The sequence below is a fragment of the Escherichia sp. KTE52 genome (assembly GCF_000408325.1).
GTDB classification, from domain to species: domain Bacteria; phylum Pseudomonadota; class Gammaproteobacteria; order Enterobacterales; family Enterobacteriaceae; genus Escherichia; species Escherichia marmotae.
This window is the reverse complement of record NZ_KE138676.1, coordinates 834,469-855,948: the sequence shown is the minus strand read 5'-3', so window position 1 is coordinate 855,948 and position 21,480 is coordinate 834,469. Positions and strand designations below refer to the sequence as shown.

Below are 21,480 nucleotides of genomic sequence, written 5' to 3'. Positions count from 1 at the left end.
AACCACTTAGGGAAACGCCTGATGACGCCCATTCTGAATCACTATTTTGCCCGCATTAACTGGTCGGGAGCCGCTGCGGTCAACATCGACACGCTGCGCGCATTACACCTGAAACACAATTGCACCATTCCGTTTGAAAACCTCGACGTCTTGCTGCCGAGGGAAATGCAGTTGGATGATCAATCGCTGGAAGATAAGCTGGTCATCGCCCGTCGTGGTGGTTACTGCTTTGAGCAGAATGGCGTGTTTGAGCGGGTGTTACGCGAGTTAGGTTTCAACGTTCGTAGTCTGTTAGGACGCGTGGTGTTATCTAATCCACCATCGTTGCCGCCGCGCACGCACCGTTTGCTGTTGGTGGAGCTGGAAGATGAACGCTGGATTGCCGATGTCGGTTTTGGTGGGCAGACGTTAACCGCGCCGATTCGTTTAGTGCCTGACATCGTGCAAGCCACGCCGCACGGAGAGTATCGCCTGCGACAGGAAAATGACGACTGGATTTTGCAGTTTAATCATCATCAGCACTGGCAGTCGATGTACCGTTTTGATCTCTGTGAACAGCAGCAAAGCGATTATGTGATGGGCAACTTCTGGTCGGCGCACTGGCCGCAATCGCATTTTCGCCATCATTTGCTGATGTGCCGTCATTTGCCAGATGGCGGCAAGCTGACGTTGACCAATTTTCATTTTACCCGTTATGAGAATGGTCACGTAGCAGAGCAGCAGAATTTGCCAGATGTAGCGTCGTTATATGCCGTGATGCAGGAGCAGTTTGGTCTGGGCGTGGATGATGCAAAACATGGTTTCACTGAGGATGAGCTGGCGCAGGTGATGGCAGCATTTGATACGCATCCGGAGGCAGGTAAATAGTTTGTGTCAGAGTGCCGGATGCGGCGTAAACGTCTTATCCGGCCTACATTAGCCAACAGATTCAATAAATTATGATGCGGTTGTAGGCCTGATAAGCGAAGCACATCAGGCAATTTGTTTTTCTGCCATTTATGGCAACGGTTTTAAAGATCAATTGCCCACTCGGCATGAAATAAAATCACCGCCGTACCAGAAATAGTCACTTTCTCCGGCTGGTTATCACGAATTGTCACCGTCACATCAATCACTCCATCACGACCCAATGCGCGCCCCTGATGGCCTTTAACACGCAATACATTGCCATCGTGGGGTAACACGTTGTGATGCACCAGCCATGCGCCCATCGGGCCGTTGGCATTGCCGGTAACCGGATCTTCCACAATGCCAATTGCAGGTGAGAACATGCGGCCATCGGTTTCATTTTTACCAGGGCGGATCTGGAAGGGGAAAAAACCATTACAGCCAATCTGTTTACTGATGGCAGTCAGCGCAGCAAGATCTGGTGAAAGGGCATCGATATCCACTTCCGGCTTCAACGGGATCATCACTTTTGAGTGTCCGGTAGTCGCCACCTGGATCGGCAAACCGGGCAGAATGTCGTCTTCAGTGAGATGAAGCGCGTTGATAATCGCCGCACGTGTTTCGCCTTCCAGCGGTGGCTCAAAGCCAGGGGAACCTTGTTCCAGCGAAATACGATAATCATCGTTATGTTTTTCGATAGTCACGCGGTGCTTTCCCGCCAGTGACGTTTGCCAGACGGTGCAATTCCCCAAACCTGATACCTTCGAACGCACATAGTGCGCCGCCACGGTCGCGTGACCGCAAATCGGCACTTCAACCGTTGGCGTAAAGTAGCGAATGCGCACATCGCTGTCGTCGCTGTGCAGCAGAAAAGCGGTTTCAGAATGGCCTAATTCGCGGGCGATAAGCTGCATTTGCGCTTCGCTGAGATCATCGGCAGGGAAAACAACACCGGCAGAATTGCCGCGAAACGGTTGAGAGGTAAAAGCATCGACGTGGTAAACCTGCGGTTTCATTAACGTTCTCCTGTGGCTGGAGAACTAGCATAGCCTGCAAGTGGCCGGAGAGCGAAGGGCTAATCCGGCCAACGTGAGAATCAACGCCGCGAGCGCACAATCTGATACCGACGGGTAAAGTACTCAAACGGCGCACTCCACACATGCACCAGTCGGGTGAACGGGAAGAGCAGGAAGATGGTCATTCCTAACACCAGATGAACGCGGAAGATATAAGCCACACCATCAAGATGCGTCGATGCACCGCCCTGGAAAGTGACGATGCTTTGCGCCCAGCCCACCAGCTTCATCATTTCGCTGCCGTCCGGATGTTGTGCTGAAAAGGGAATGGTGGTTAACCCCAGAATGCACTGAATTAACAAAATGGCGAGGATCAGGATATCCGCACCAGAAGACGTCGCCCTGATACGCGGATTCGTTAAACGGCGTACCAGCAACCCCGCTCCGCCAATCAGTGTCAGCACACCGCAAATACCACCGAGGATCATCGCCATCTGCTGTTTTACCGCCACTGGCAGAAACCATGCGTACATCCAGTGTGGCGTTAGCATGCCAAACAAATGGCCGAAGAAGATCCCCAGAATGCCGATATGGAACAAGTTCGACCACAGCACCATTCCACGTTTATCCAACATCTGGCTGGAGGAGGCACGCCAGGTGTACTGTCCGTAATCGTAGCGCAGCCAGCTTCCGAGGATAAAAACCGTGCCACACAAGTACGGGTAGATATCGTAAAAAAAGACGTTCAGATACTGAATCATTTCCCACCTCCCGCACTGATGTCGACATACTGCGGTGCGACATCCTGGCTAAAGCGTCGCTGATATTGATTAAGCGGCGAGCTGTCACACGCCGTGGCGTTATCTTCAATAAACTTCACCTGTTCCTCTTCCCACACTGCATCCAGCGCCTGACGGGTGTCGTCGCGCTCCTCGCTGCGTATCTGTTTTGTGACACTGTCACTTGAAAGAGTACTTCCCGCCAGATGCAGCAGGGCGTCAAACAACGGATACCACGGTGCCTCGCGTTGTTTTAAGCGTCCGCCAAGCAGGGCGAGGATTGGCGCAACGTTGAGCAAACCTTCTTTAGCCTGGTCATCCGGCAGCACACTTAAATACTCCAGATACAGCGGCAGATAATCAGGCAGCTCGCGACAATTTAGTTGCAGGCCGACTTTTTCATACTCCGCCAGCAGATCTACCATTGCCTGACCGCGATCGCGGGACTCGGCATGAACATGCTCGAATAGCAGCAGAGAAGTGGTACGTCCACGGTCAAACACTTCACACCATTCAGCCTGTTTATCCAACAGCGGTGTATTGAGCAGGTCGCAGGTGAAATCGGTGAGCATCGGCGCGTTACGGCGAATCAGCGCCAGTGCGTCGTCTTTGTTCTCCCATAGCAGCTCGTCCGGATACTCCATCAACAAGCCGATCACTTTGAGGATTTGCATTATTCCCCCTCCGCTTTATTGCGTACTTCGGTAATGTCGATGGCATCGATCCGGCTACTGTTGAACAGGTTGAATTTGGTATCAGAGCCGTGGCAACCGTCGCCAAAGGTAAAGCCACAGCCGTTACGCTCTCCAAACGCATCACCCGCCATTTCCCGATGACTGGTTGGGATGACAAACCGATCTTCATAGTTGGCGATAGCGAGATAGCGATACATATCTTCGACCTGGGCGACGCTCAAACCCACTTCGTCAATTGCGCGGGTATCAGTTACGCCTTCTACGGTTTGCGAACGCATATAGTGGCGCATCGCCATCATCCGTTTTAGTGCCCGTAGTACAGGGCCGGTATCACCCGCACTTAACATATTGGCGAGGTATTGCACTGGAATACGCAGGCTTTCGATGGCCGGCAGCACGCCTTCGCTTTTGGGCAGTCCGCCCGCGTCGGCGTAAGACTGAATGGGTGACAGCGGTGGCACATACCAGACCATCGGCAGGGTGCGATATTCAGGGTGCAGCGGCAGCGCCAGTTTCCAGTCCATTGCCATTTTGTAAACCGGCGAACGCTGGGCGGCGTCAATCACGTTGTGTGGGATACCTTGCTTCAGAGCTTCTTCGATCACCGAGGGATCGTGCGGATCGAGGAACACTTCGCACTGGCGCTCATAGAGATCAACTTCACGTTCCGTGCTCGCCGCTTCTTCGATGCGGTCGGCGTCGTAGAACAGCACACCAAGATATCGAATGCGACCTACGCAGGTCTCGGAGCAGACCGTTGGCTGTCCGGACTCAATTCGCGGATAACAGAAGATGCATTTTTCTGACTTGCCGCTTTTCCAGTTAAAGTAGATTTTTTTGTACGGACAACCGCTGATGCATAAGCGCCAGCCACGACATTTGTCCTGGTCGATCAGCACAATGCCGTCTTCTTCGCGTTTATAGATAGCGCCGCTGGGGCAGGTCGCCACACAGCTTGGGTTAAGGCAGTGTTCGCACAAGCGCGGCAAATACATCATGAAGGTATTTTCAAACTGACCGTACATCTCCTTTTGCATGGCGTCGAAGTTGCGGTCGCGGGCGCGTTTTTCGAACTCTCCGCCCAGCAGTTCTTCCCAGTTTGGCCCCCAGATCACTTTGTCCATCCGTTTGCCGTCGATCAGCGAACGTGGACGCGCAGTGGGAATGTGTTTACCTTCCGGCGCGCTATGCAAATGTTCATAGTCGAAGGTAAAAGGTTCGTAGTAGTCGTCGATCTGCGGTATCACCGGATTGGCAAAGATTTTGGTTATCACGCCCATTTTGCTGCCCAGCCGCGGGCGGATCTTGCCATTGACATCGCGAACCCAGCCGCCTTGCCACTCTTCCTGATCTTCCCAGTTTTTCGGGTAACCAATGCCCGGTTTGGTTTCGACGTTATTAAACCACGCGTACTCCATACCTTCGCGTCCAGTCCAGACGTTTTTACAGGTCACCGAACAGGTGTGACAGCCGATACATTTATCGAGGTTAAGCACCATGCCGACTTGCGAACGTATTTTCATTTTTTCGCCTCCTGTACCTGATCGCGACCTTCATCATCCAGCCAGTTCACGTTCTTCATCTTGCGGATCATGATGAACTCGTCGCGGTTCGAGCCGACGGTGCCGTAGTAGTTAAAGCCCCAGGCCAGTTGCGCGTAACCGCCAATCATATGCGTCGGTTTCGGACAAACGCGGGTGACCGAGTTGTGAATACCGCCGCGCATTCCGGTCACTTCCGAGCCGGGGATATTCATAATCCGTTCCTGAGCGTGATACATCATGGTCATGCCCGGCGGTACACGCTGGCTGACTACCGCGCGGGCAGTCAGCGCACCGTTGGCGTTAAAGACCTCCACCCAGTCGTTATCAACAATAGTCAGTTCACGGGCATCGGTTTCGCTGATCCAGACAATCGGTCCACCGCGTGAGAGCGTCAGCATCAACAGGTTTTCACTATAAGTGGAGTGAATGCCCCATTTCTGATGCGGTGTCAGGAAGTTAAGGGCTTTTTCCGGAAAGCCGTTTGGTGGGATCTGGCGCATTTCGCTAACGCTACGGGTGTCGATAGGTGGGCGATAAGCCACCAGACTTTCGCCAAAGGCACGCATCCACGGGTGATCCTGATAGAGCTGCTGACGGCCAGACAACGTGCGCCACGGAATTAACTCGTGAACGTTGGTGTATCCCGCATTGTAGGAGACGTGATCGCTTTCCAGGCCAGACCAGGTCGGGCTGGAGATGATTTTACGCGGCTGCGCCTGAATATCGCGGAAGCGAATCTTTTCATCTTCTTTATGCCGCGCCAGATGAGTATGTTCGCGTCCGGTGATCTCACCCAGCGCCTGCCAGGCTTTTACCGCAACATGGCCGTTGGTTTCCGGTGCCAGCGCCAGAATCACTTCCGATGCATCAATGGCGGTATCAATCAGCGGACGCCCCTGAGCCGGGCCATCGCGTTTGGTGTAATTGAGTTTGCCGAGGAAATCGATTTCATCCTGGGTATTCCATGAAATACCTTTACCACCGTTGCCGAGTTTGTCCATCAACGGCCCCAGTGAGGTAAAGCGTTCGTAGGTAGCAGGGTAGTCGCGCTCCACCGCCACAATATTAGGCGCAGTCTTGCCGGGGATCAGATCGCATTCACCTTTGCGCCAGTCGAGCACTTCGCAAGGTTGGGATAGCTCTGCCGGAGAGTCGTGTAACAATGGCTGAAGTACCACGTCAGTTTCTTTGCCGAGATGGCCCACGCACACTTGCGAGAACGCTTTGGCGATACCCTTGTAGATTTCCCAGTCGCTGCGTGATTCCCAGGCGGGATCGACCGCCGCAGAAAGTGGATGAATAAACGGATGCATATCCGAGGTATTCATATCGTCTTTCTCATACCACGTGGCGGTAGGCAGGACGATATCGGAAAACAGGCAGGTGCTGGACATACGGAAATCGAGCGTTACCAGCAGGTCGAGCTTTCCCTCTATCGCGGCGGTTTGCCACTCTACTTCTTCCGGTTGAATTCCCTCCGTCGGCCCAAGTTCTTGCCCCTGAATGCCACTTTCCGTACCCAGCAGATATTTCTGCATATACTCGTGACCCTTGCCGGAGGAGCCAAGCAGGTTAGAGCGCCAGACAAACAGGTTACGCGGATGATTGCTGCCGTTGTCCGGCTGTTCGCAGGCCATGCGTAACTCGCCTGACTTCAACGCCTGAGCGGTAAATTCGGCGGGTGATAATCCGGCCTTATCGGCTTCGGCTTTCAGCCCGAGCGGGTTACGCCCCAGTTGCGGCGCGGAAGGTAGCCAACCCATGCGCTCAGCGCGAACGTTGAAATCAATCAGATGACCGCTGTATTTACTGGCATCGGCCAGCGGTGAGAGCAGTTCCTGGGCGGTGACTTTTTCATAGCGCCATTGGCTGGAGTGATTGTAGAAAAACGAAGTGCTGTTCATCTGGCGCGGTGGCCGGTTCCAGTCCAGCGCAAATGCCAGCGGCAGCCAGCCGGTTTGCGGGCGCAGTTTTTCCTGACCAACGTAATGCGCCCAGCCGCCGCCGCTTTGCCCGACACAACCGCAGAAAATCAACATATTGATCATCCCACGGTAGTTCATATCCATGTGATACCAGTGGTTGACGCCAGCACCGAGGATAATCATCGAGCGCCCGTGGGTTTTATGGGCGGTATCGGCAAATTCACGGGCGATGGTTTCAATATACTGGCGCGGTACACCGGTAATTTGCTCACCCCAGGCCGGGGTGTAGGCTTTGATTTCATCGTAATCTTTCGCGCTGTTTTCGTCCTCCAGCCCGCGATCGAGGCCGTAGTTTGCCAGCACCAGATCATAAACGCTGACGACCTGACAGGTGTTGCCATCGGCTAATGTCAGGTTTTTAACAGGTAACTGACGCACCAAGACGGGTTCGTGTTTTACGCTGCGAAAATGCGGATTTTCAATGCCGCCAAAGTAGGGGAAAGCCACGCCAGCGACAGCGTCGTGTTGGCCGAGCAGGGTTAATGACAAATCGGTTTCTGCACCTGCGGCAATGGATTCCAGATTCCATTTGCCTTTTTCGCCCCAGCGAAAGCCAATCGAACCGTTGGGCACGACCAGTTCACCTGCGGTATTAAATGCCACGGTTTTCCACTGCGGGTTATTGCTTTCACCCAGTCCATCCACCAGATCGGACGCGCGAATCATTCGTCCGGGAACGTAGCTGCCATCGTCACGCGGTTCCAGCATCACCAGCATCGGCATATCGCTGTAGCGGCGGCAGTAGTTGATAAAGTAATCGCTGGGATTATCGAGATGAAACTCTTTTAAAATCACATGCCCCATCGCCATCGCCAGCGCGCTATCGGTGCCTTGCTTCGGAGCCAGCCACTGGTCGCACAGTTTCGCCACCTCCGAGTAGTCAGGAGTAATGGCGATAGTTTTGGTGCCTTTGTAGCGTACTTCAGTAAAGAAGTGGGCGTCTGGCGTGCGTGTCTGCGGTACGTTAGACCCCCAGGCGATGATATAGCTGGAGTTATACCAGTCGGCAGATTCAGGGACGTCGGTTTGCTCGCCCCAGGTCATCGGTGAGGCGGGTGGCAGGTCGCAATACCAGTCATAGAAACTTAAGCAGGTGCCGCCGAGTAGTGACAGATAGCGTGTTCCTGCGGCGTAAGAGACCATCGACATTGCCGGAATCGGAGAGAATCCGGCAACACGATCCGGCCCGTAAGTTTTGATAGTCCAGACGTTAGCAGCGGCAATCAGTTGATTCAGCTCCTGCCAGTTGGAGCGGATAAACCCGCCGCGTCCGCGCACCTGTTTGTAGCTTAAGCACTTTTGCGGGTCATGCATAATCGATTCCCACGCCAGCACCGGATCGCTGTGCTGTTTAAGTGCTTCGCGCCACAATTCGATTAACCGCTTACGAATTAGTGGGTATTTCAGGCGGTTGGCGCTGTAGAGATACCATGAGTAGCTTGCGCCGCGTGGGCAGCCGCGGGGTTCATGATTGGGCAGGTCAGGGCGGGTACGCGGGTAGTCGGTCTGCTGGATTTCCCACGTTACCAGGCCGTTTTTGACATAAATTTTCCAGCTACAGGAGCCAGTACAGTTAACGCCGTGGGTGGAGCGCACGATTTTGTCGAATTGCCAACGTTGTCGATAGCTGTCCTCCCAGTCGCGGTTGCTATGCATCACCTGTCCGTGGCCATCGGCAAAGGTTTCGCCCTTTTGTTTGAAGTAGCGAAAGCGATCCAAAAGTTTACTCATGACATGACTCCTGCTCCAGGAATGATTTGGGATCTGATGCCTTGTCGGATGCGGCGTAAACGTCTTATCCGACTCCGACCTACGGGTGCGACACGGTTGTAGGACTGATAAGACGCGTTAGTGTTGCATCAGGCATCGATCTCTTATTTTTGGCTAAACTGCCGCCGACCATAGACCAGCCAGGTCAGCAGCACACAGATGATGTAAAAGATTAAAAACACTTTCATCGCGCCAACCGGCGAGCCGGTCATATTCAGCGACATGCCAAACGCCTGTGGAATAAAAAAGCCGCCAACTGCACCAATTGCCGAGATAAAGCCAAGTGCGGCGGCGGTTTCGGTGATTGCTTCTCGCTGTGCTTCTTCATCGCTACCGCCTTTCATCTTCACCCGATAAATGGTTATCTGGCGGAAGATGACGGCAATCATCTGGAAAGTAGAGCCACTTCCCAGACCCGCCGTCAGGAACAACCCCATAAATACGGCGTAAAACGCAATGAAATTACCTGAACCCGTGCCGGGTAACGTCAGAAACAGCAACGCACTGAACAGAGCCATAAAAATAAAGTTGATAAGCGTAACGCGAACGCCGCCGAACTTATCGGAGATAGCGCCGCCAACCGATCGCGCAATGGCACCGATAAACGGGCCAAAAAACGCCAGTTGCAGAATATTCACATCCGGGAACTGCGTTTTTGCCAGCATGGCAAAACCCGCGGAAAAGCCGATGAACGAGCCAAAAGTGGCGAGGTAGAGCAGACTCAACAGCCAGAGATGCAGGCGTTGTAACACAGGTAACTGGTCGGCAATTGATGCACGTGAACTGGCAATATCATTCATCCCTGACCAGGCAGCAATGGTGGCAATGACCAACAATGGCACCCAAATCCAGGCAGCATTAGCCAGTGACATCACAGAGCCATCGGCCTGCGGTACGCCATTAACACCAAGAAAGGCAAATACCGGAACAAAAATCACCAGCGGCGCAACCAGTTGCATCACGCTGACGCCTAAATTACCCAGTCCGCCATTAATGCCAAGTGCGCTACCTTGTTTGGCTTTCGGGAAGAAAAAACTGATATTTCCCATACTTGAAGCAAAGTTTGCGCCCGCAAAACCGCACAGCAGAGCAATTACAATAAATACACCGAAGGGAGTAGCTGTATTTTGCACGGCAAAACCGAGCCAGATGCAGGGAATAATCAGGATAGCGGTACTAAAAACGGTCCAGCGACGCCCACCAAATATTGGCACCATAAAGGAGTAGGGAACACGTAATAATGCGCCCGAAACGGAGGGTAATGCGGTTAATAAAAAAAGTTGATCGGTAGTAAAATTAAAGCCGATTTTGTTGAGATTAACGGCGACAGCGCTAAATAACATCCAGACACAGAACGCAAGAAGTAAACAACTGACTGATATCCAGAGATTTCTTCGTGCTATATGCTTTCCTTTATTTTCCCAGAATGCCGGATTTTCTGGCTTCCAGTCGCGCAAAAGATAACGATTGTTTTTCTCATTTTGCAGTGCCATATTCTTCCTCGCATGCACACATTGTTAATGAAAAAAAGAAAAGACAGGACGTTGGGCGCAACCGCCCGTTTTTAGAATTAAGGATGAATAGAGTGAAGTGCTGAATGAAAGAATAGATAAGAAAGCACAGCCGCGCGGTGAGAAAGCGGATTATCTGAAGGCTTATGTGTTACTGAATGTAACAAAAATATATCATTGCCTTCACTAATTTTTAAATCCGCATATCCCTGAACGTGTTTTGTTGCTGTATGAAGCGTTGGCCTCATCTTGTCATCTTTATTTATCGGTGACGTGTCGCCAGCCAGCAGAGCAGAGAACCGCCACAGACCATCAGTGCGCCTTGCCAGAATGAGAGCGACAGCGGTGCGCTGAGCAGCACGGCAGCAAGCGCTGACGAAAGTACGGGGGTAAAATAAGACCCTACTGCCATAATAGTGACATTGCCATGTAAAATACCGACATTCCAGGCGGCATAAGCAAATCCTAAAGTAAAAGCCGCAGAAATGAGTTTGACGATGACAGGGGTGCTAAAAACCATCTCTGGTTGTGGCGACAGAAAATAGTAAACCCATAGGCTTGCACCCGTCAGAAGAACGAAAACGGTAATGCCGTTAAATCCACGGGCATATTTATTGGTTACCGTGCAATAAGCCGCCCAGATAAAGGCACCAATAAACGCCAGAAAATAACTTAATGGGCTGGTAGTGATATTATTGATTATTTCATTATATTTCAGGCCATTCTCACCGCCCAGCACCCAACAAACACCCATCAACGCGAAAAGCAATCCTGGAATAATCAGCCAATTTGTTTTTTGTCCGTTAAAAAGAATGGCAAAAAGAATCGTCAGGCTGGGCCATAGATAGTTCACCATACCGACTTCAATGGCCTGATGGCGGGTGGCCGCGTATCCCAAAGAAAGCGCGAGGCAAATTTCATAGCTGACAAACAATACGCTGCCAGCAAGTAAATAGCCTTTCGGGATCTGCCGAAGACGTGGGAATCCAACAGTGAATATTAATAGTAGTCCGCTTAATGAATAGATCGCCGCCGCTCCTCCTACCGGACCGAGCCCCTCACTGACCCCACGAATCAACCCAACCATCGTGCTCCACAAGATGATCGCAATCAGGCCAATGAGTGTTGCTTTTTGTTTTGTCATATTTGCTCTTTTTTCTCTCTTGCCATTAAAAATTGCGCTGAAATTTATAGCATTTTTTTAACCTGCCTGTCAGGACGTGGTGACTTTTTCTACCGCTATTGAGGTAGGTCAATTTGTAAAGGCGAACTATTTTGTGGCAAACAGGCGTTCTTTTTGATTTGGCGCAAAAAGATTCGGAATTTTACTGTTAGTTTCCTCGCGCAGTTACACCCGTGTAAAAAGAGGAAAGCAATGGACGTCAGTCGCAGACAATTTTTTAAAATCTGCGCGGGCGGTATGGCTGGAACAACAGTAGCAGCATTGGGCTTTGCCCCGAAGCAAGCACTGGCTCAGGCGCGAAACTATAAATTATTACGCGCAAAAGAGATCCGTAACACCTGCACATACTGTTCCGTAGGTTGCGGGCTATTGATGTATAGCCTGGGTGATGGAGCTAAAAACGCCAGAGAAGCGATTTATCACATTGAGGGTGATCCGGATCATCCGGTAAGCCGCGGTGCGCTGTGCCCGAAAGGGGCCGGTTTGCTGGACTACGTGAACAGTGAAAACCGTCTGCGTTACCCGGAATATCGCGCTCCAGGTTCAGATAAATGGCAGCGTATTAGCTGGGATGAAGCATTTTCCCGTATTGCGAAGCTGATGAAAGCTGACCGTGATGCCAACTTTATTGAGAAGAACGAGCAGGGCGTAACGGTTAACCGTTGGCTTTCTACCGGTATGCTGTGTGCTTCCGGTGCCAGCAACGAAACCGGGATGCTGACCCAAAAATTTGCTCGCTCCCTCGGGATGCTGGCGGTAGACAACCAGGCACGCGTCTGACACGGACCAACGGTAGCAAGTCTTGCTCCAACATTTGGTCGCGGTGCGATGACCAACCACTGGGTGGATATCAAAAACGCTAACGTCGTGATGGTGATGGGCGGTAACGCTGCTGAAGCGCATCCCGTCGGTTTCCGCTGGGCGATGGAAGCGAAAAACAACAACGATGCAACCTTGATCGTTGTCGATCCCCGTTTTACGCGTACCGCTTCTGTCGCGGATATCTACGCGCCTATTCGTTCCGGTACGGACATTACGTTCCTGTCTGGCGTTTTGCGCTACCTGATCGAAAACAACAAAATCAACGCTGAATACGTTAAGCATTACACCAACGCCAGCCTGCTGGTGCGTGATGATTTTGCTTTCGAAGACGGCCTGTTCAGCGGCTATGACGCTGAAAAACGCCAGTACGATAAGTCGTCCTGGAACTATCAGTTCGATGAAAATGGCTATGCGAAACGCGATGATACGCTGACTCATCCGCGCTGCGTGTGGAACCTGCTGAAAGAGCACGTTTCCCGCTACACGCCGGATGTTGTAGAAAACATCTGTGGTACGCCAAAAGCCGACTTCCTGAAAGTGTGTGAAGTGCTGGCCTCCACCAGCGCGCCGGATCGCACAACCACCTTCCTGTACGCCCTGGGCTGGACGCAGCACACTGTCGGTGCGCAGAACATTCGTACTATGGCGATGATCCAGTTGCTGCTCGGCAACATGGGTATGGCTGGTGGTGGCGTGAACGCGCTGCGCGGCCACTCCAACATTCAGGGTCTGACCGACTTAGGTCTGCTCTCTACCAGCTTACCGGGTTATCTGACGCTGCCGTCAGAAAAACAGGTTGATCTGCAGTCGTATCTGGAAGCGAATACGCCGAAAGCGACGCTGGCTGATCAGGTGAACTACTGGAGCAATTATCCGAAGTTCTTCGTTAGCCTGATGAAATCTTTCTACGGCGATGCCGCACAGAAAGAAAACAACTGGGGTTACGACTGGCTGCCGAAGTGGGATCAGACCTACGACGTCATCAAGTATTTCAACATGATGGACGAAGGCAAGGTCAGCGGTTATTTCTGCCAGGGCTTTAACCCGGTTGCGTCCTTCCCGGACAAAAACAAAGTGGTTAGCTGCCTGAGTAAGCTGAAATACATGGTGGTTATCGATCCGCTGGTGACTGAAACCTCCACCTTCTGGCAGAACCACGGCGAGTCGAACGATGTCGATCCGGCGTCTATCCAGACCGAGGTATTCCGTCTGCCTTCGACCTGCTTTGCTGAAGAAGATGGCTCTATCGCCAACTCCGGTCGCTGGTTGCAGTGGCACTGGAAAGGTCAGGACGCTCCGGGCGAAGCGCGTAACGACGGTGAAATTCTGGCGGGTATCTACCACCATCTGCGCGAGCTGTATAAAGCCGAAGGTGGTAAAGGCGTAGAACCGCTGATGAAGATGAGCTGGAACTACAAGCAGCCGCACGAGCCGCAATCTGACGAAGTGGCAAAAGAGAACAACGGCTATGCGCTGGAAGATCTCTATGATGCCAATGGCGTGCTGATTGCGAAGAAAGGTCAGTTGCTGAGTAGCTTTGCGCATCTGCGTGATGACGGTACGACTGCATCTTCTTGCTGGATCTACACCGGTAGCTGGACCGAGCAGGGCAACCAGATGGCCAACCGCGATAACTCCGATCCGTCAGGTCTGGGGAATACGCTGGGATGGGCATGGGCGTGGCCGCTCAACCGTCGCGTGCTGTACAACCGTGCTTCAGCGGATATCAACGGTAAACCGTGGGATCCGAAACGGATGCTGATCCAGTGGAACGGCAGCAAGTGGACGGGCAATGATATTCCGGACTTCGGCAATGCCGCACCGGGTACGCCAACCGGGCCGTTTATCATGCAGCCGGAAGGGATGGGACGCTTGTTTGCCATCAACAAAATGGCAGAAGGTCCATTCCCGGAACACTACGAGCCGATTGAAACGCCGCTGGGTACGAACCCGCTGCATCCAAACGTGGTGTCTAACCCGGTCGTGCGTCTGTATGAACAAGATGCGCTGCGGATGGGGAAAAAAGAGCAGTTCCCTTACGTGGGTACGACCTACCGTCTGACCGAGCACTTCCACACCTGGACCAAGCACGCATTGCTCAACGCAATCGCCCAGCCGGAACAGTTTGTGGAAATCAGCGAAACGCTGGCGGCGGCGAAAGGCATTGCCAATGGCGATCGTGTCACTGTCTCCAGTAAGCGTGGCTTTATCCGCGCGGTGGCCGTGGTAACGCGCCGTCTGAAGCCGCTGAACGTTAACGGTCAACAGGTAGAAACGGTGGGTATTCCAATCCACTGGGGCTTTGAGGGTGTCGCGCGTAAAGGCTATATCGCTAACACTCTGACGCCGAATGTCGGTGATGCAAACTCGCAAACGCCGGAATATAAAGCGTTCTTAGTCAACATCGAGAAGGCGTAAGGGGGCGAACAGATGGCTATGGAAACGCAGGACATTATCAAAAGGTCCGCAACTAACTCCATCACGCCGCCTTCGCAGGTGCGTGATTACAAAGCAGAAGTCGCGAAACTTATCGACGTTTCCACCTGTATCGGCTGTAAAGCCTGCCAGGTGGCATGTTCGGAGTGGAACGACATCCGTGATGAAGTGGGGCACTGCGTCGGGGTCTACGATAACCCCGCCGATCTGAGCGCCAAATCCTGGACGGTGATGCGCTTTAGCGAAACCGAACAGAACGGTAAGCTGGAGTGGCTGATCCGTAAAGACGGCTGTATGCACTGTGAAGATCCGGGCTGCCTGAAGGCGTGTCCGTCTGCCGGTGCAATCATTCAGTACGCTAACGGCATTGTCGATTTTCAGTCGGAAAACTGCATCGGCTGTGGTTACTGCATTGCCGGGTGTCCGTTTAATATTCCGCGCCTCAACAAAGAGGATAACCGGGTATATAAATGCACCCTCTGCGTCGATCGCGTCAGCGTCGGCCAGGAACCGGCTTGTGTGAAAACCTGTCCGACCGGGGCGATCCACTTCGGCACCAAGAAGGAGATGCTGGAGCTGGCGGAACAGCGGGTGGCGAAACTGAAAGCGCGTGGCTACGAACATGCTGGCGTCTACAACCCGGAAGGGGTTGGTGGCACGCACGTCATGTATGTGTTGCATCACGCCGATCAGCCGGAGCTGTATCACGGTCTGCCGAAGGAGCCGAAGATTGATACTTCGGTGAACTTGTGGAAAGGCGCGTTGAAACCGCTGGCAGCGGCTGGCTTTATCGCCACCTTTGCCGGGTTGATTTTCCACTACATCGGTATTGGCCCGAATAAGGAAGTGGACGATGACGAGGAGGGAAATCATGAGTAAGTCGAAAATGATTGTGCGCACCAAGTTTATTGATCGCGCCTGTCACTGGACCGTGGTGATTTGCTTCTTCCTGGTGGCACTTTCCGGGATTTCGTTCTTCTTCCCGACGCTGCAATGGCTGACGCAAACCTTCGGTACGCCGCAGATGGGACGCATTTTGCACCCATTCTTCGGCATTGCGATTTTTGTCGCGCTGATGTTTATGTTCTTCCGCTTTGTGCATCACAACATCCCGGATAAGAAAGATATTCCGTGGCTGTTGAACATTGTCGAAGTATTGAAAGGCAATGAGCACAAAGTGGCGGATGTCGGTAAGTACAACGCCGGGCAGAAGATGATGTTCTGGTCGATCATGAGCATGATTTTCGTGCTGCTGGTGACCGGGGTGATTATCTGGCGTCCGTACTTTGCGCAGTACTTCCCGATTCAGGTTGTCCGCTACAGTCTGCTGATCCACGCAGCCGCGGGTATCATCCTGATCCACGCCATCCTGATCCATATGTATATGGCATTCTGGGTGAAAGGGTCGATTAAAGGGATGGTCGAAGGAAAGGTGAGCCGTCGTTGGGCGAAGAAACACCATCCGCGCTGGTATCGTGAAATCGAGAAGGCCGAAGCGAAAAAAGAGAGTGAAGAAGGGATATAATCTCTTTTGAGCTTTAAGCTGAAAATGGCGCTGTAAAAGGCGCCATTTTTTATTGTAGATAACGTGCACTTTGTTCATGCCGGATGCGGCGTGAACGCCTTATCCGGCCTACAAACCGTTCAAATCCAATAGATTGCAGTGAACGTGTAGGCCTGATAAGCGTAGCGCATCGGGCAATGTTGCGTTTGTCATCAGTTTCAAATGGCGCTTTATAAGGTGCCATTTTTTTATTGCGTAACCAGACGGCGCAGTCGTGACACATCCACCGTTTTTTCAGCCTCTGCCAGGCTCCAGGCGTTTTGCAGATTCAGCCACATTTGCGGCGAACTGCCGATCACCACGGAAAGTTTAATCGCCATTTCTGGTGTCAAAGCTGCTTTTCCGGTCAGCAATCGGCTTGCCGTTGAGGGCGCAATTTCCATTGCTCTGGCAAACTCGCGCAGGCTGACATTAAGTTCGTCCAGTGATTCCTGAATAATGTCCCCCGGGCGGGGATGATTGGCCATTTTCATCAGTGATAGTCCTCGTAATCCAGTATGTATGCATCGCCATTGACGAATTCAAATGTGATTCGCCAGTTGCCCGAGACAGATATCGTCCAAATTTCATCGCGATCGCCGCTTAACGGGTGTAGTCGGTAACCGGCATATCGATATCAGCAAGACAGCTTGCTGCATCAATCACAGCGAGTCGGTGGCGTAATCGTTTGACTTGCGTCGGTATAACGCTGGAGGTTTTGCCGAGAAGAAACAAGTCACGCAATCCCTTGTGTCTGAAATTCATTATCATCTCTTCATCCTTGTTCCTTCAAAAGGAACACTATCACTATTGTTTCGTGCAGCGCAACAAATTTCGCTACGTTTTCGCGAATTGTGAGGGGAAAGATCGGGGAGGAAAAGAAGAAGAGTGAAATTGCGGAAAGCGTCTCGCAAAACAGGCTGCGACCCGAACATGGCAGTCGCAGCAAAGGACTCTTAGCGACGGAAATCAATCACCATACGGCCACGGATTTTACCTTCTTCCATCTCGGTAAAGATGGTGTTGATGTCCGCTAACGGACGCAGGGCGACTTTTGGCACCACTTTACCTTCGGCGGCAAACTGGAAGGCTTCGGTTAAATCCTGGCGCGTGCCAACCAGCGAACCTACGACTTCAATGCCATCCAGCACCAGCCGTGGAATATCAAGACTCATAGATTCCGGCGGTAGACCTACAGCCACGACACGCCCACCTGCGCGAACGGCGTCGACCGCCGAGTTAAATGCGGCTTTTGCTACCGCCGTCACCACCGCGGCATGAGCGCCACCGGTTTTCTCTTGCACAATTTTGGCAGCATCTTCAGAGCGTGAGTTAATTGCTAAATCAGCGCCCATCTCGGTCGCCAGTTTCAGTTGCTCATCATTGACATCAATGGCGATCACTTTGGCGTTAAAGACATTCTTCGCATATTGCAGGGCGAGGTTGCCCAGACCGCCAAGACCGTAGATAGCAATCCACTGCCCGGGGCGAATTTTTGACAGTTTCACCGCTTTATAGGTGGTGACGCCCGCGCAGGTAATGCTGCTGGCGGCAGCCGAGTCCAGGCCATCCGGCACTTTGACCGCGTAATCAGCGACCACGATGCACTCTTCAGCCATCCCGCCATCAACGCTGTATCCGGCATTTTTAACTGAACGGCAGAGGGTTTCGTTGCCGCTGTTACAGTATTCGCAATGACCGCATCCTTCAAAGAACCATGCTACGCTTGCGCGATCGCCTGGTTTCAATGAAGTTACTCCAGGGCCAACTTCCGCCACCACACCAATGCCTTCGTGCCCCAGAATTACGCCGGTCTTATCACCAAAATCGCCATTCTTAACATGAAGATCGGTATGACATACACCACAACACTCCATTTTTAACAGAGCTTCACCGTGTTTCAGTGAGCGCAGCGTTTTATCCGTAACGTCAACATGATGATCCTTCGTAACAACCGCAGCCTTCATAGTTCCTCCTTTTCGGATGATGTTCTGCATAGCAGGTGAGGCAAATGAGATTTATTCGCCACTACCCAGTATGGATGAGATCTGAAAAAGGGAGAGAAAAATTGCCCGGCAGTGTTCACTACCGGGCAGAGACTTAGATGGAAGTACGACGGTAGTCGCGGTATTCGGCTTGCCAGAAATTATCGTCAATGGCTTGTTGTAAAGCTTCGGCGGAGGTTTTCACCGCCACGCCTTGTTGCTGAGCCATTTTGCCGACCGCAAAAGCTATAGCCCGGGAGACTTTCTGAATATCTTTTAGTTCCGGCAATACCAGACCTTCGCCGTTCAGCACCAGAGGAGAATACTGCGCCAGGGTTTCACTTGCCGACATCAACATCTCATCGGTGATGCGTGACGCGCCGGAAGCAATAACGCCCAGCCCGATCCCCGGGAAGATAAAGGCGTTGTTACACTGGGCGATAGGGTAGATTTTATCTTTCCATACCACGGGATTAAACGGGCTGCCAGTGGCGACCAGCGCATTACCTTCGGTCCAGGCAATAATGTCCTGCGGCGTGGCTTCGACGCGTGATGTCGGGTTAGAGAGAGGCATCACGATTGGGCGTGGGCAATGCTTGTGCATTTCGCGGATGATCTCTTCCGTAAACAGCCCGGCCTGTCCGGAGACGCCAATCAGAATATCCGGTTTGACATTGCGCACCACATCGAGCAGTGACAGCACATCGCTGTCGGTATCCCAGCCGCTGAGATTGTCCCGCTTCTGCACCAGTTTGGTCTGGAAAGGCAGCAGATTTGGCATCTTGTCGGTCAGCAGGCCAAAGCGATCGACCATAAACACTTTCTGCCGCGCCGCTTCCTCGCTTAATCCTTCGCGCTGGGTCTGGGCGATGATCATCTCCGCAATGCCGCATCCCGCAGAGCCAGCGCCGAGGAAGACGATTTTTTTCTCGCTTAACTGACCACCCGCCGCGCGACTGGCTGCTATCAGCGTTCCGACCGTTACCGCGGCGGTCCCCTGAATGTCATCATTAAAGGAACATATTTCATTGCGATAACGGTTCAGCAGCGGCATCGCGTTTTTCTGTGCGAAATCTTCAAACTGCAGCAACACGTCAGGCCAGCGTTGCTTCACGGCCTGGATAAATTCATCAACAAATTCATAGTATTCGTCGTCGGTGATACGCGGGTTCCGCCAGCCCATATACAGCGGGTCGTTAAGCAGTTGCTGATTGTTGGTGCCAACGTCCAATACTACCGGCAGCGTATACGCCGGGCTGATGCCGCCACAGGCGGTATAGAGCGACAGTTTACCGATTGGAATGCCCATCCCGCCGATACCCTGATCACCCAGGCCCAGGATACGTTCGCCATCCGTCACCACAATCACTTTAATGTTGTGATTCGGCACGTTTTGCAGGATGTCGTCCATATTGTGGCGGTTCTGGTAAGAGATAAACACGCCGCGCGAACGACGGTAGATCTCGGAGAAACGTTCACAGGCCGCGCCGACGGTTGGGGTATAAATGACGGGCATCATCTCATCAAGATGATTGTTCACCAGGCGGTAGAAGAGGGTTTCGTTGGTGTCCTGGATGTTACGCAGGTAGATGTGTTTGTCGATTTCGGTTTTGAATCCCTGATACTGGATCCACGCACGTTCCGCTTGTTCTTCGATGGTTTCGACCACTTCCGGCAGTAACCCCAGCAGGTTGAAGTTACGGCGTTCTTCCATGCTGAAGGCACTGCCTTTATTCAACAACGGAAATTCCAGCAGTACAGGGCCAGCGTAAGGAATATAAAGCGAACGCTGTTTTTTTGTTTTTGGTTCCATGTCACTCACTCTTTTTTGAATATCCATCCCTGGGGTGCTTTTATCGTCTTTGCTTTACCGCCAGGGCGTCGGCCCAAGTATAAAGCAGATAAAAACAAAAACACCATTGCGCTGGCAATGGTGTTTAATCGTCATTGAGGACGGATTGTTAAAACTTACTTTTCAGCGGGGCGTTTTCTGCCTGTTGGGTTATTTACCACGCTGGATTTGTCACCTTCGGTAACTATTTTGCGCTGGTTAGATATTTTATGATCCAGTCCAAGAATATGACGGGCCTGACGGTTCGATTTCATTTTAACTCCTCAATCCTGTTACTAGTTTTAAGGACAATTCGCCAAAGCGAAGAAACGTAACCCCTAAGGTTGCGGATCAAGCATAGCAGCTTAAAGTGTAGGGTGCTGGCCACTGACCACATAATTAATAGTTTGCTGGTAGATATCACTGAGGATGTCGTTATCAGAAGCTTCCAGCCATTTGGTCAGCTCCATGAGAATATCATCTTCAGTGACAACACCGTGCTCTGCCCGAAGGCCTTGCTCAATGGCGTTAACCAGAGCGGGTTCTGCTGTGGAATTTGCTGCCTGATAATAAGTAAACATAGTGATCCTCCTTGTCTGTGTATTTATGGTGTCTGCTACGCCTCGCAGATTTATAAAGCACATTCAGCATGGCAAATATTTATTGTCTCGTTACCAGGAATAATCCTGGTTGGTGATTTTTATATTTTAAATGCATGATGTTATTGGCTTTTATTTGTTGGGCTATCGTTTTAATCCTATATTTCCAGACATCCGGTGCGGTCATTCCATTTAAATGCGCAGGTGATTTTTTTAGCCGGTTTAATTCGGAATATCCTGCTTATCCTCTTGCTGTTTCTCCCGTAGTCTATAATTTCCTTTTTAAGCCCACAGGAGAGCAACAATGACAATCCATAAGAAAGGTCAGGCACACTGGGAAGGCGATATCAAACGCGGGAAGGGAACAGTATCTACCGAGAGCGGTGTGCTGAACCAACAACCGTATGGGTTTAACACGCGTTTTGAAGGCGCAAAAGGAACCAACCCGGAAGAGCTGATTGGTGCAGCACATGCCGCTTGTTTCTCGATGGCGCTTTCATTAATGCTGGGGGAAGCGGGATTCACACCAACATCGATTGATACCACTGCCGATGTATCACTGGATAAAGTGGATGCTGGTTTTGCGATTACTAAAATTGCACTGAAAAGCGAAGTCGCCGTTCCGGGCATTGATGCTTCCACCTTTGACGGTATTATCCAGAAAGCAAAAGCAGGATGTCCGGTTTCTCAGGTACTGAAAGCGGAAATTACGCTGGATTACCAGTTGAAAGCATAAATTCTCGCCGGATGATGCGTCATCCGGCAAGTTATCTACACAGATACTTTGTCCTTATCCCAATGAGATCTCGTATTTAAACCGCATCTTTATTCTGCTCATTATCCCCTCTGCGCATAAAAAATCATTATTGCATCAGGTTGTGAATTTATACTTC

At 51.8% G+C, this 21,480-nt stretch carries 17 protein-coding genes and 1 pseudogene; 5 read left to right on the top strand and 13 right to left on the bottom strand.

The features are described 5' to 3' along the window. Positions 1-21: 21 nt before the first annotated feature. On the top strand, positions 22-867 hold the full coding sequence (nhoA, locus tag A1SC_RS17050; protein ID WP_000187926.1) for an N-hydroxyarylamine O-acetyltransferase: 846 nt from the start codon (positions 22-24) through the stop codon (positions 865-867). 143 nt (positions 868-1,010) lie between these two features. Here the strand turns inward: nhoA and A1SC_RS17055 are convergent, their stop codons facing one another. The 7 genes from A1SC_RS17055 to yddG form a co-directional block, all read right to left on the bottom strand. Further along, complete coding sequence (locus A1SC_RS17055; protein ID WP_000804361.1) at positions 1,011-1,904, bottom strand: PhzF family isomerase; 894 nt, start codon at positions 1,902-1,904, stop codon at positions 1,011-1,013. An 80-nt stretch (positions 1,905-1,984) separates the two neighbouring features. Further along, a complete protein-coding gene (gene narI, locus A1SC_RS17060) occupies positions 1,985-2,665 on the bottom strand; it encodes a respiratory nitrate reductase subunit gamma (protein ID WP_000617141.1) in 681 nt (226 codons plus the stop codon). After that, the gene (narW, locus tag A1SC_RS17065) at positions 2,662-3,357 is read right to left on the bottom strand and encodes a nitrate reductase molybdenum cofactor assembly chaperone (RefSeq protein ID WP_001516391.1); all 696 of its coding nucleotides are present in this window, start codon (positions 3,355-3,357) and stop codon (positions 2,662-2,664) included. Before narW ends, narI begins: the two co-directional genes overlap by 4 nt. Further along, positions 3,357-4,901: a nitrate reductase subunit beta gene (narH, locus tag A1SC_RS17070; protein WP_016262016.1), complete on the bottom strand. Its 1,545-nt coding sequence runs from the start codon at positions 4,899-4,901 to the stop codon at positions 3,357-3,359. The genes narW and narH overlap by 1 nt, the downstream gene beginning before the upstream one ends. After that, the gene (gene narZ / locus A1SC_RS17075) at positions 4,898-8,638 is read right to left on the bottom strand and encodes a nitrate reductase Z subunit alpha (protein WP_016262015.1); all 3,741 of its coding nucleotides are present in this window, start codon (positions 8,636-8,638) and stop codon (positions 4,898-4,900) included. The genes narH and narZ overlap by 4 nt, the downstream gene beginning before the upstream one ends. 143 nt (positions 8,639-8,781) lie before the next feature. Beyond that, complete coding sequence (narU, locus tag A1SC_RS17080; protein WP_001207879.1) at positions 8,782-10,170, bottom strand: nitrate/nitrite transporter NarU; 1,389 nt, start codon at positions 10,168-10,170, stop codon at positions 8,782-8,784. A 280-nt stretch (positions 10,171-10,450) separates the two neighbouring features. Then, entirely contained in the window at positions 10,451-11,332 is an 882-nt protein-coding gene (gene yddG / locus A1SC_RS17085; RefSeq protein ID WP_000166096.1) for an aromatic amino acid efflux DMT transporter YddG, read from the bottom strand. A gap of 231 nt (positions 11,333-11,563) precedes the next feature. Between yddG and fdnG the strand changes: the two genes are divergently transcribed. The 3 genes from fdnG to fdnI are packed head-to-tail and all read left to right on the top strand — an operon-like array spanning position 11,564 to position 16,154. Then, complete coding sequence (fdnG, locus tag A1SC_RS17095; RefSeq protein ID WP_077633351.1) at positions 11,564-14,611, top strand: formate dehydrogenase-N subunit alpha; 3,048 nt, start codon at positions 11,564-11,566, stop codon at positions 14,609-14,611. Between the two features lie 12 nt (positions 14,612-14,623). After that, a complete protein-coding gene (gene fdnH, locus A1SC_RS17100; protein ID WP_001240589.1) occupies positions 14,624-15,508 on the top strand; it encodes a formate dehydrogenase N subunit beta in 885 nt (294 codons plus the stop codon). After that, a complete protein-coding gene (fdnI, locus tag A1SC_RS17105) occupies positions 15,501-16,154 on the top strand; it encodes a formate dehydrogenase-N subunit gamma (protein WP_000045637.1) in 654 nt (217 codons plus the stop codon). The genes fdnH and fdnI overlap by 8 nt, the downstream gene beginning before the upstream one ends. A gap of 227 nt (positions 16,155-16,381) precedes the next feature. On the opposite strand, the gene A1SC_RS17110 is transcribed toward fdnI, so the two are convergent. The 6 genes and pseudogenes from A1SC_RS17110 to bdm form a co-directional block, all read right to left on the bottom strand. Further along, positions 16,382-16,666: a HigA family addiction module antitoxin gene (locus A1SC_RS17110; RefSeq protein ID WP_000781370.1), complete on the bottom strand. Its 285-nt coding sequence runs from the start codon at positions 16,664-16,666 to the stop codon at positions 16,382-16,384. After that, positions 16,666-16,943 (bottom strand): annotated as a pseudogene (locus A1SC_RS0121325) (type II toxin-antitoxin system RelE/ParE family toxin). Before A1SC_RS0121325 ends, A1SC_RS17110 begins: the two are co-directional and overlap by 1 nt. Before the next feature lie 185 nt (positions 16,944-17,128). After that, positions 17,129-18,139: an alcohol dehydrogenase AdhP gene (adhP, locus tag A1SC_RS17115; RefSeq protein ID WP_000642389.1), complete on the bottom strand. Its 1,011-nt coding sequence runs from the start codon at positions 18,137-18,139 to the stop codon at positions 17,129-17,131. A 133-nt stretch (positions 18,140-18,272) separates the two neighbouring features. Continuing rightward, a complete protein-coding gene (gene maeA / locus A1SC_RS17120; RefSeq protein WP_001516384.1) occupies positions 18,273-19,970 on the bottom strand; it encodes a malate dehydrogenase in 1,698 nt (565 codons plus the stop codon). Between the two features lie 155 nt (positions 19,971-20,125). Continuing rightward, positions 20,126-20,263 carry a stationary-phase-induced ribosome-associated protein gene (gene sra / locus A1SC_RS17125; protein WP_000841554.1) on the bottom strand — a complete coding sequence of 46 codons (138 nt, stop codon included), beginning with the start codon at positions 20,261-20,263 and terminating at the stop codon, positions 20,126-20,128. Between the two features lie 90 nt (positions 20,264-20,353). After that, positions 20,354-20,569 (bottom strand): biofilm-dependent modulation protein, encoded by a 216-nt coding sequence (bdm, locus tag A1SC_RS17130; RefSeq protein ID WP_000495761.1) that lies wholly within the window; start codon positions 20,567-20,569, stop codon positions 20,354-20,356. Positions 20,570-20,891: 322 nt separating this feature from the next. On the opposite strand from bdm, the gene osmC reads away from it, so the two are divergent. Beyond that, complete coding sequence (osmC, locus tag A1SC_RS17135; protein WP_000152293.1) at positions 20,892-21,323, top strand: peroxiredoxin OsmC; 432 nt, start codon at positions 20,892-20,894, stop codon at positions 21,321-21,323. Positions 21,324-21,480: the final 157 nt, after the last annotated feature.

Excerpts from the sequence above, each read along its gene's own strand:
- bdm (WP_000495761.1), bottom strand. The coding sequence starts at position 20,569 with ATGTTTACTTATTATCAGGCAGCAAATTCCACAGCAGAACCCGCTCTG.
- fdnI (WP_000045637.1), top strand. The coding sequence starts at position 15,501 with ATGAGTAAGTCGAAAATGATTGTGCGCACCAAGTTTATTGATCGCGCC.
- maeA (WP_001516384.1), bottom strand. The coding sequence starts at position 19,970 with ATGGAACCAAAAACAAAAAAACAGCGTTCGCTTTATATTCCTTACGCT.
- narH (WP_016262016.1), bottom strand. The coding sequence starts at position 4,901 with ATGAAAATACGTTCGCAAGTCGGCATGGTGCTTAACCTCGATAAATGT.
- adhP (WP_000642389.1), bottom strand. The coding sequence starts at position 18,139 with ATGAAGGCTGCGGTTGTTACGAAGGATCATCATGTTGACGTTACGGAT.
- A1SC_RS17110 (WP_000781370.1), bottom strand. The coding sequence starts at position 16,666 with ATGAAAATGGCCAATCATCCCCGCCCGGGGGACATTATTCAGGAATCA.
- osmC (WP_000152293.1), top strand. The coding sequence starts at position 20,892 with ATGACAATCCATAAGAAAGGTCAGGCACACTGGGAAGGCGATATCAAA.
- narU (WP_001207879.1), bottom strand. The coding sequence starts at position 10,170 with ATGGCACTGCAAAATGAGAAAAACAATCGTTATCTTTTGCGCGACTGG.
- fdnH (WP_001240589.1), top strand. The coding sequence starts at position 14,624 with ATGGCTATGGAAACGCAGGACATTATCAAAAGGTCCGCAACTAACTCC.
- narI (WP_000617141.1), bottom strand. The coding sequence starts at position 2,665 with ATGATTCAGTATCTGAACGTCTTTTTTTACGATATCTACCCGTACTTG.
- nhoA (WP_000187926.1), top strand. The coding sequence starts at position 22 with ATGACGCCCATTCTGAATCACTATTTTGCCCGCATTAACTGGTCGGGA.
- A1SC_RS17055 (WP_000804361.1), bottom strand. The coding sequence starts at position 1,904 with ATGAAACCGCAGGTTTACCACGTCGATGCTTTTACCTCTCAACCGTTT.
- narZ (WP_016262015.1), bottom strand. The coding sequence starts at position 8,638 with ATGAGTAAACTTTTGGATCGCTTTCGCTACTTCAAACAAAAGGGCGAA.
- narW (WP_001516391.1), bottom strand. The coding sequence starts at position 3,357 with ATGCAAATCCTCAAAGTGATCGGCTTGTTGATGGAGTATCCGGACGAG.
- yddG (WP_000166096.1), bottom strand. The coding sequence starts at position 11,332 with ATGACAAAACAAAAAGCAACACTCATTGGCCTGATTGCGATCATCTTG.
- sra (WP_000841554.1), bottom strand. The coding sequence starts at position 20,263 with ATGAAATCGAACCGTCAGGCCCGTCATATTCTTGGACTGGATCATAAA.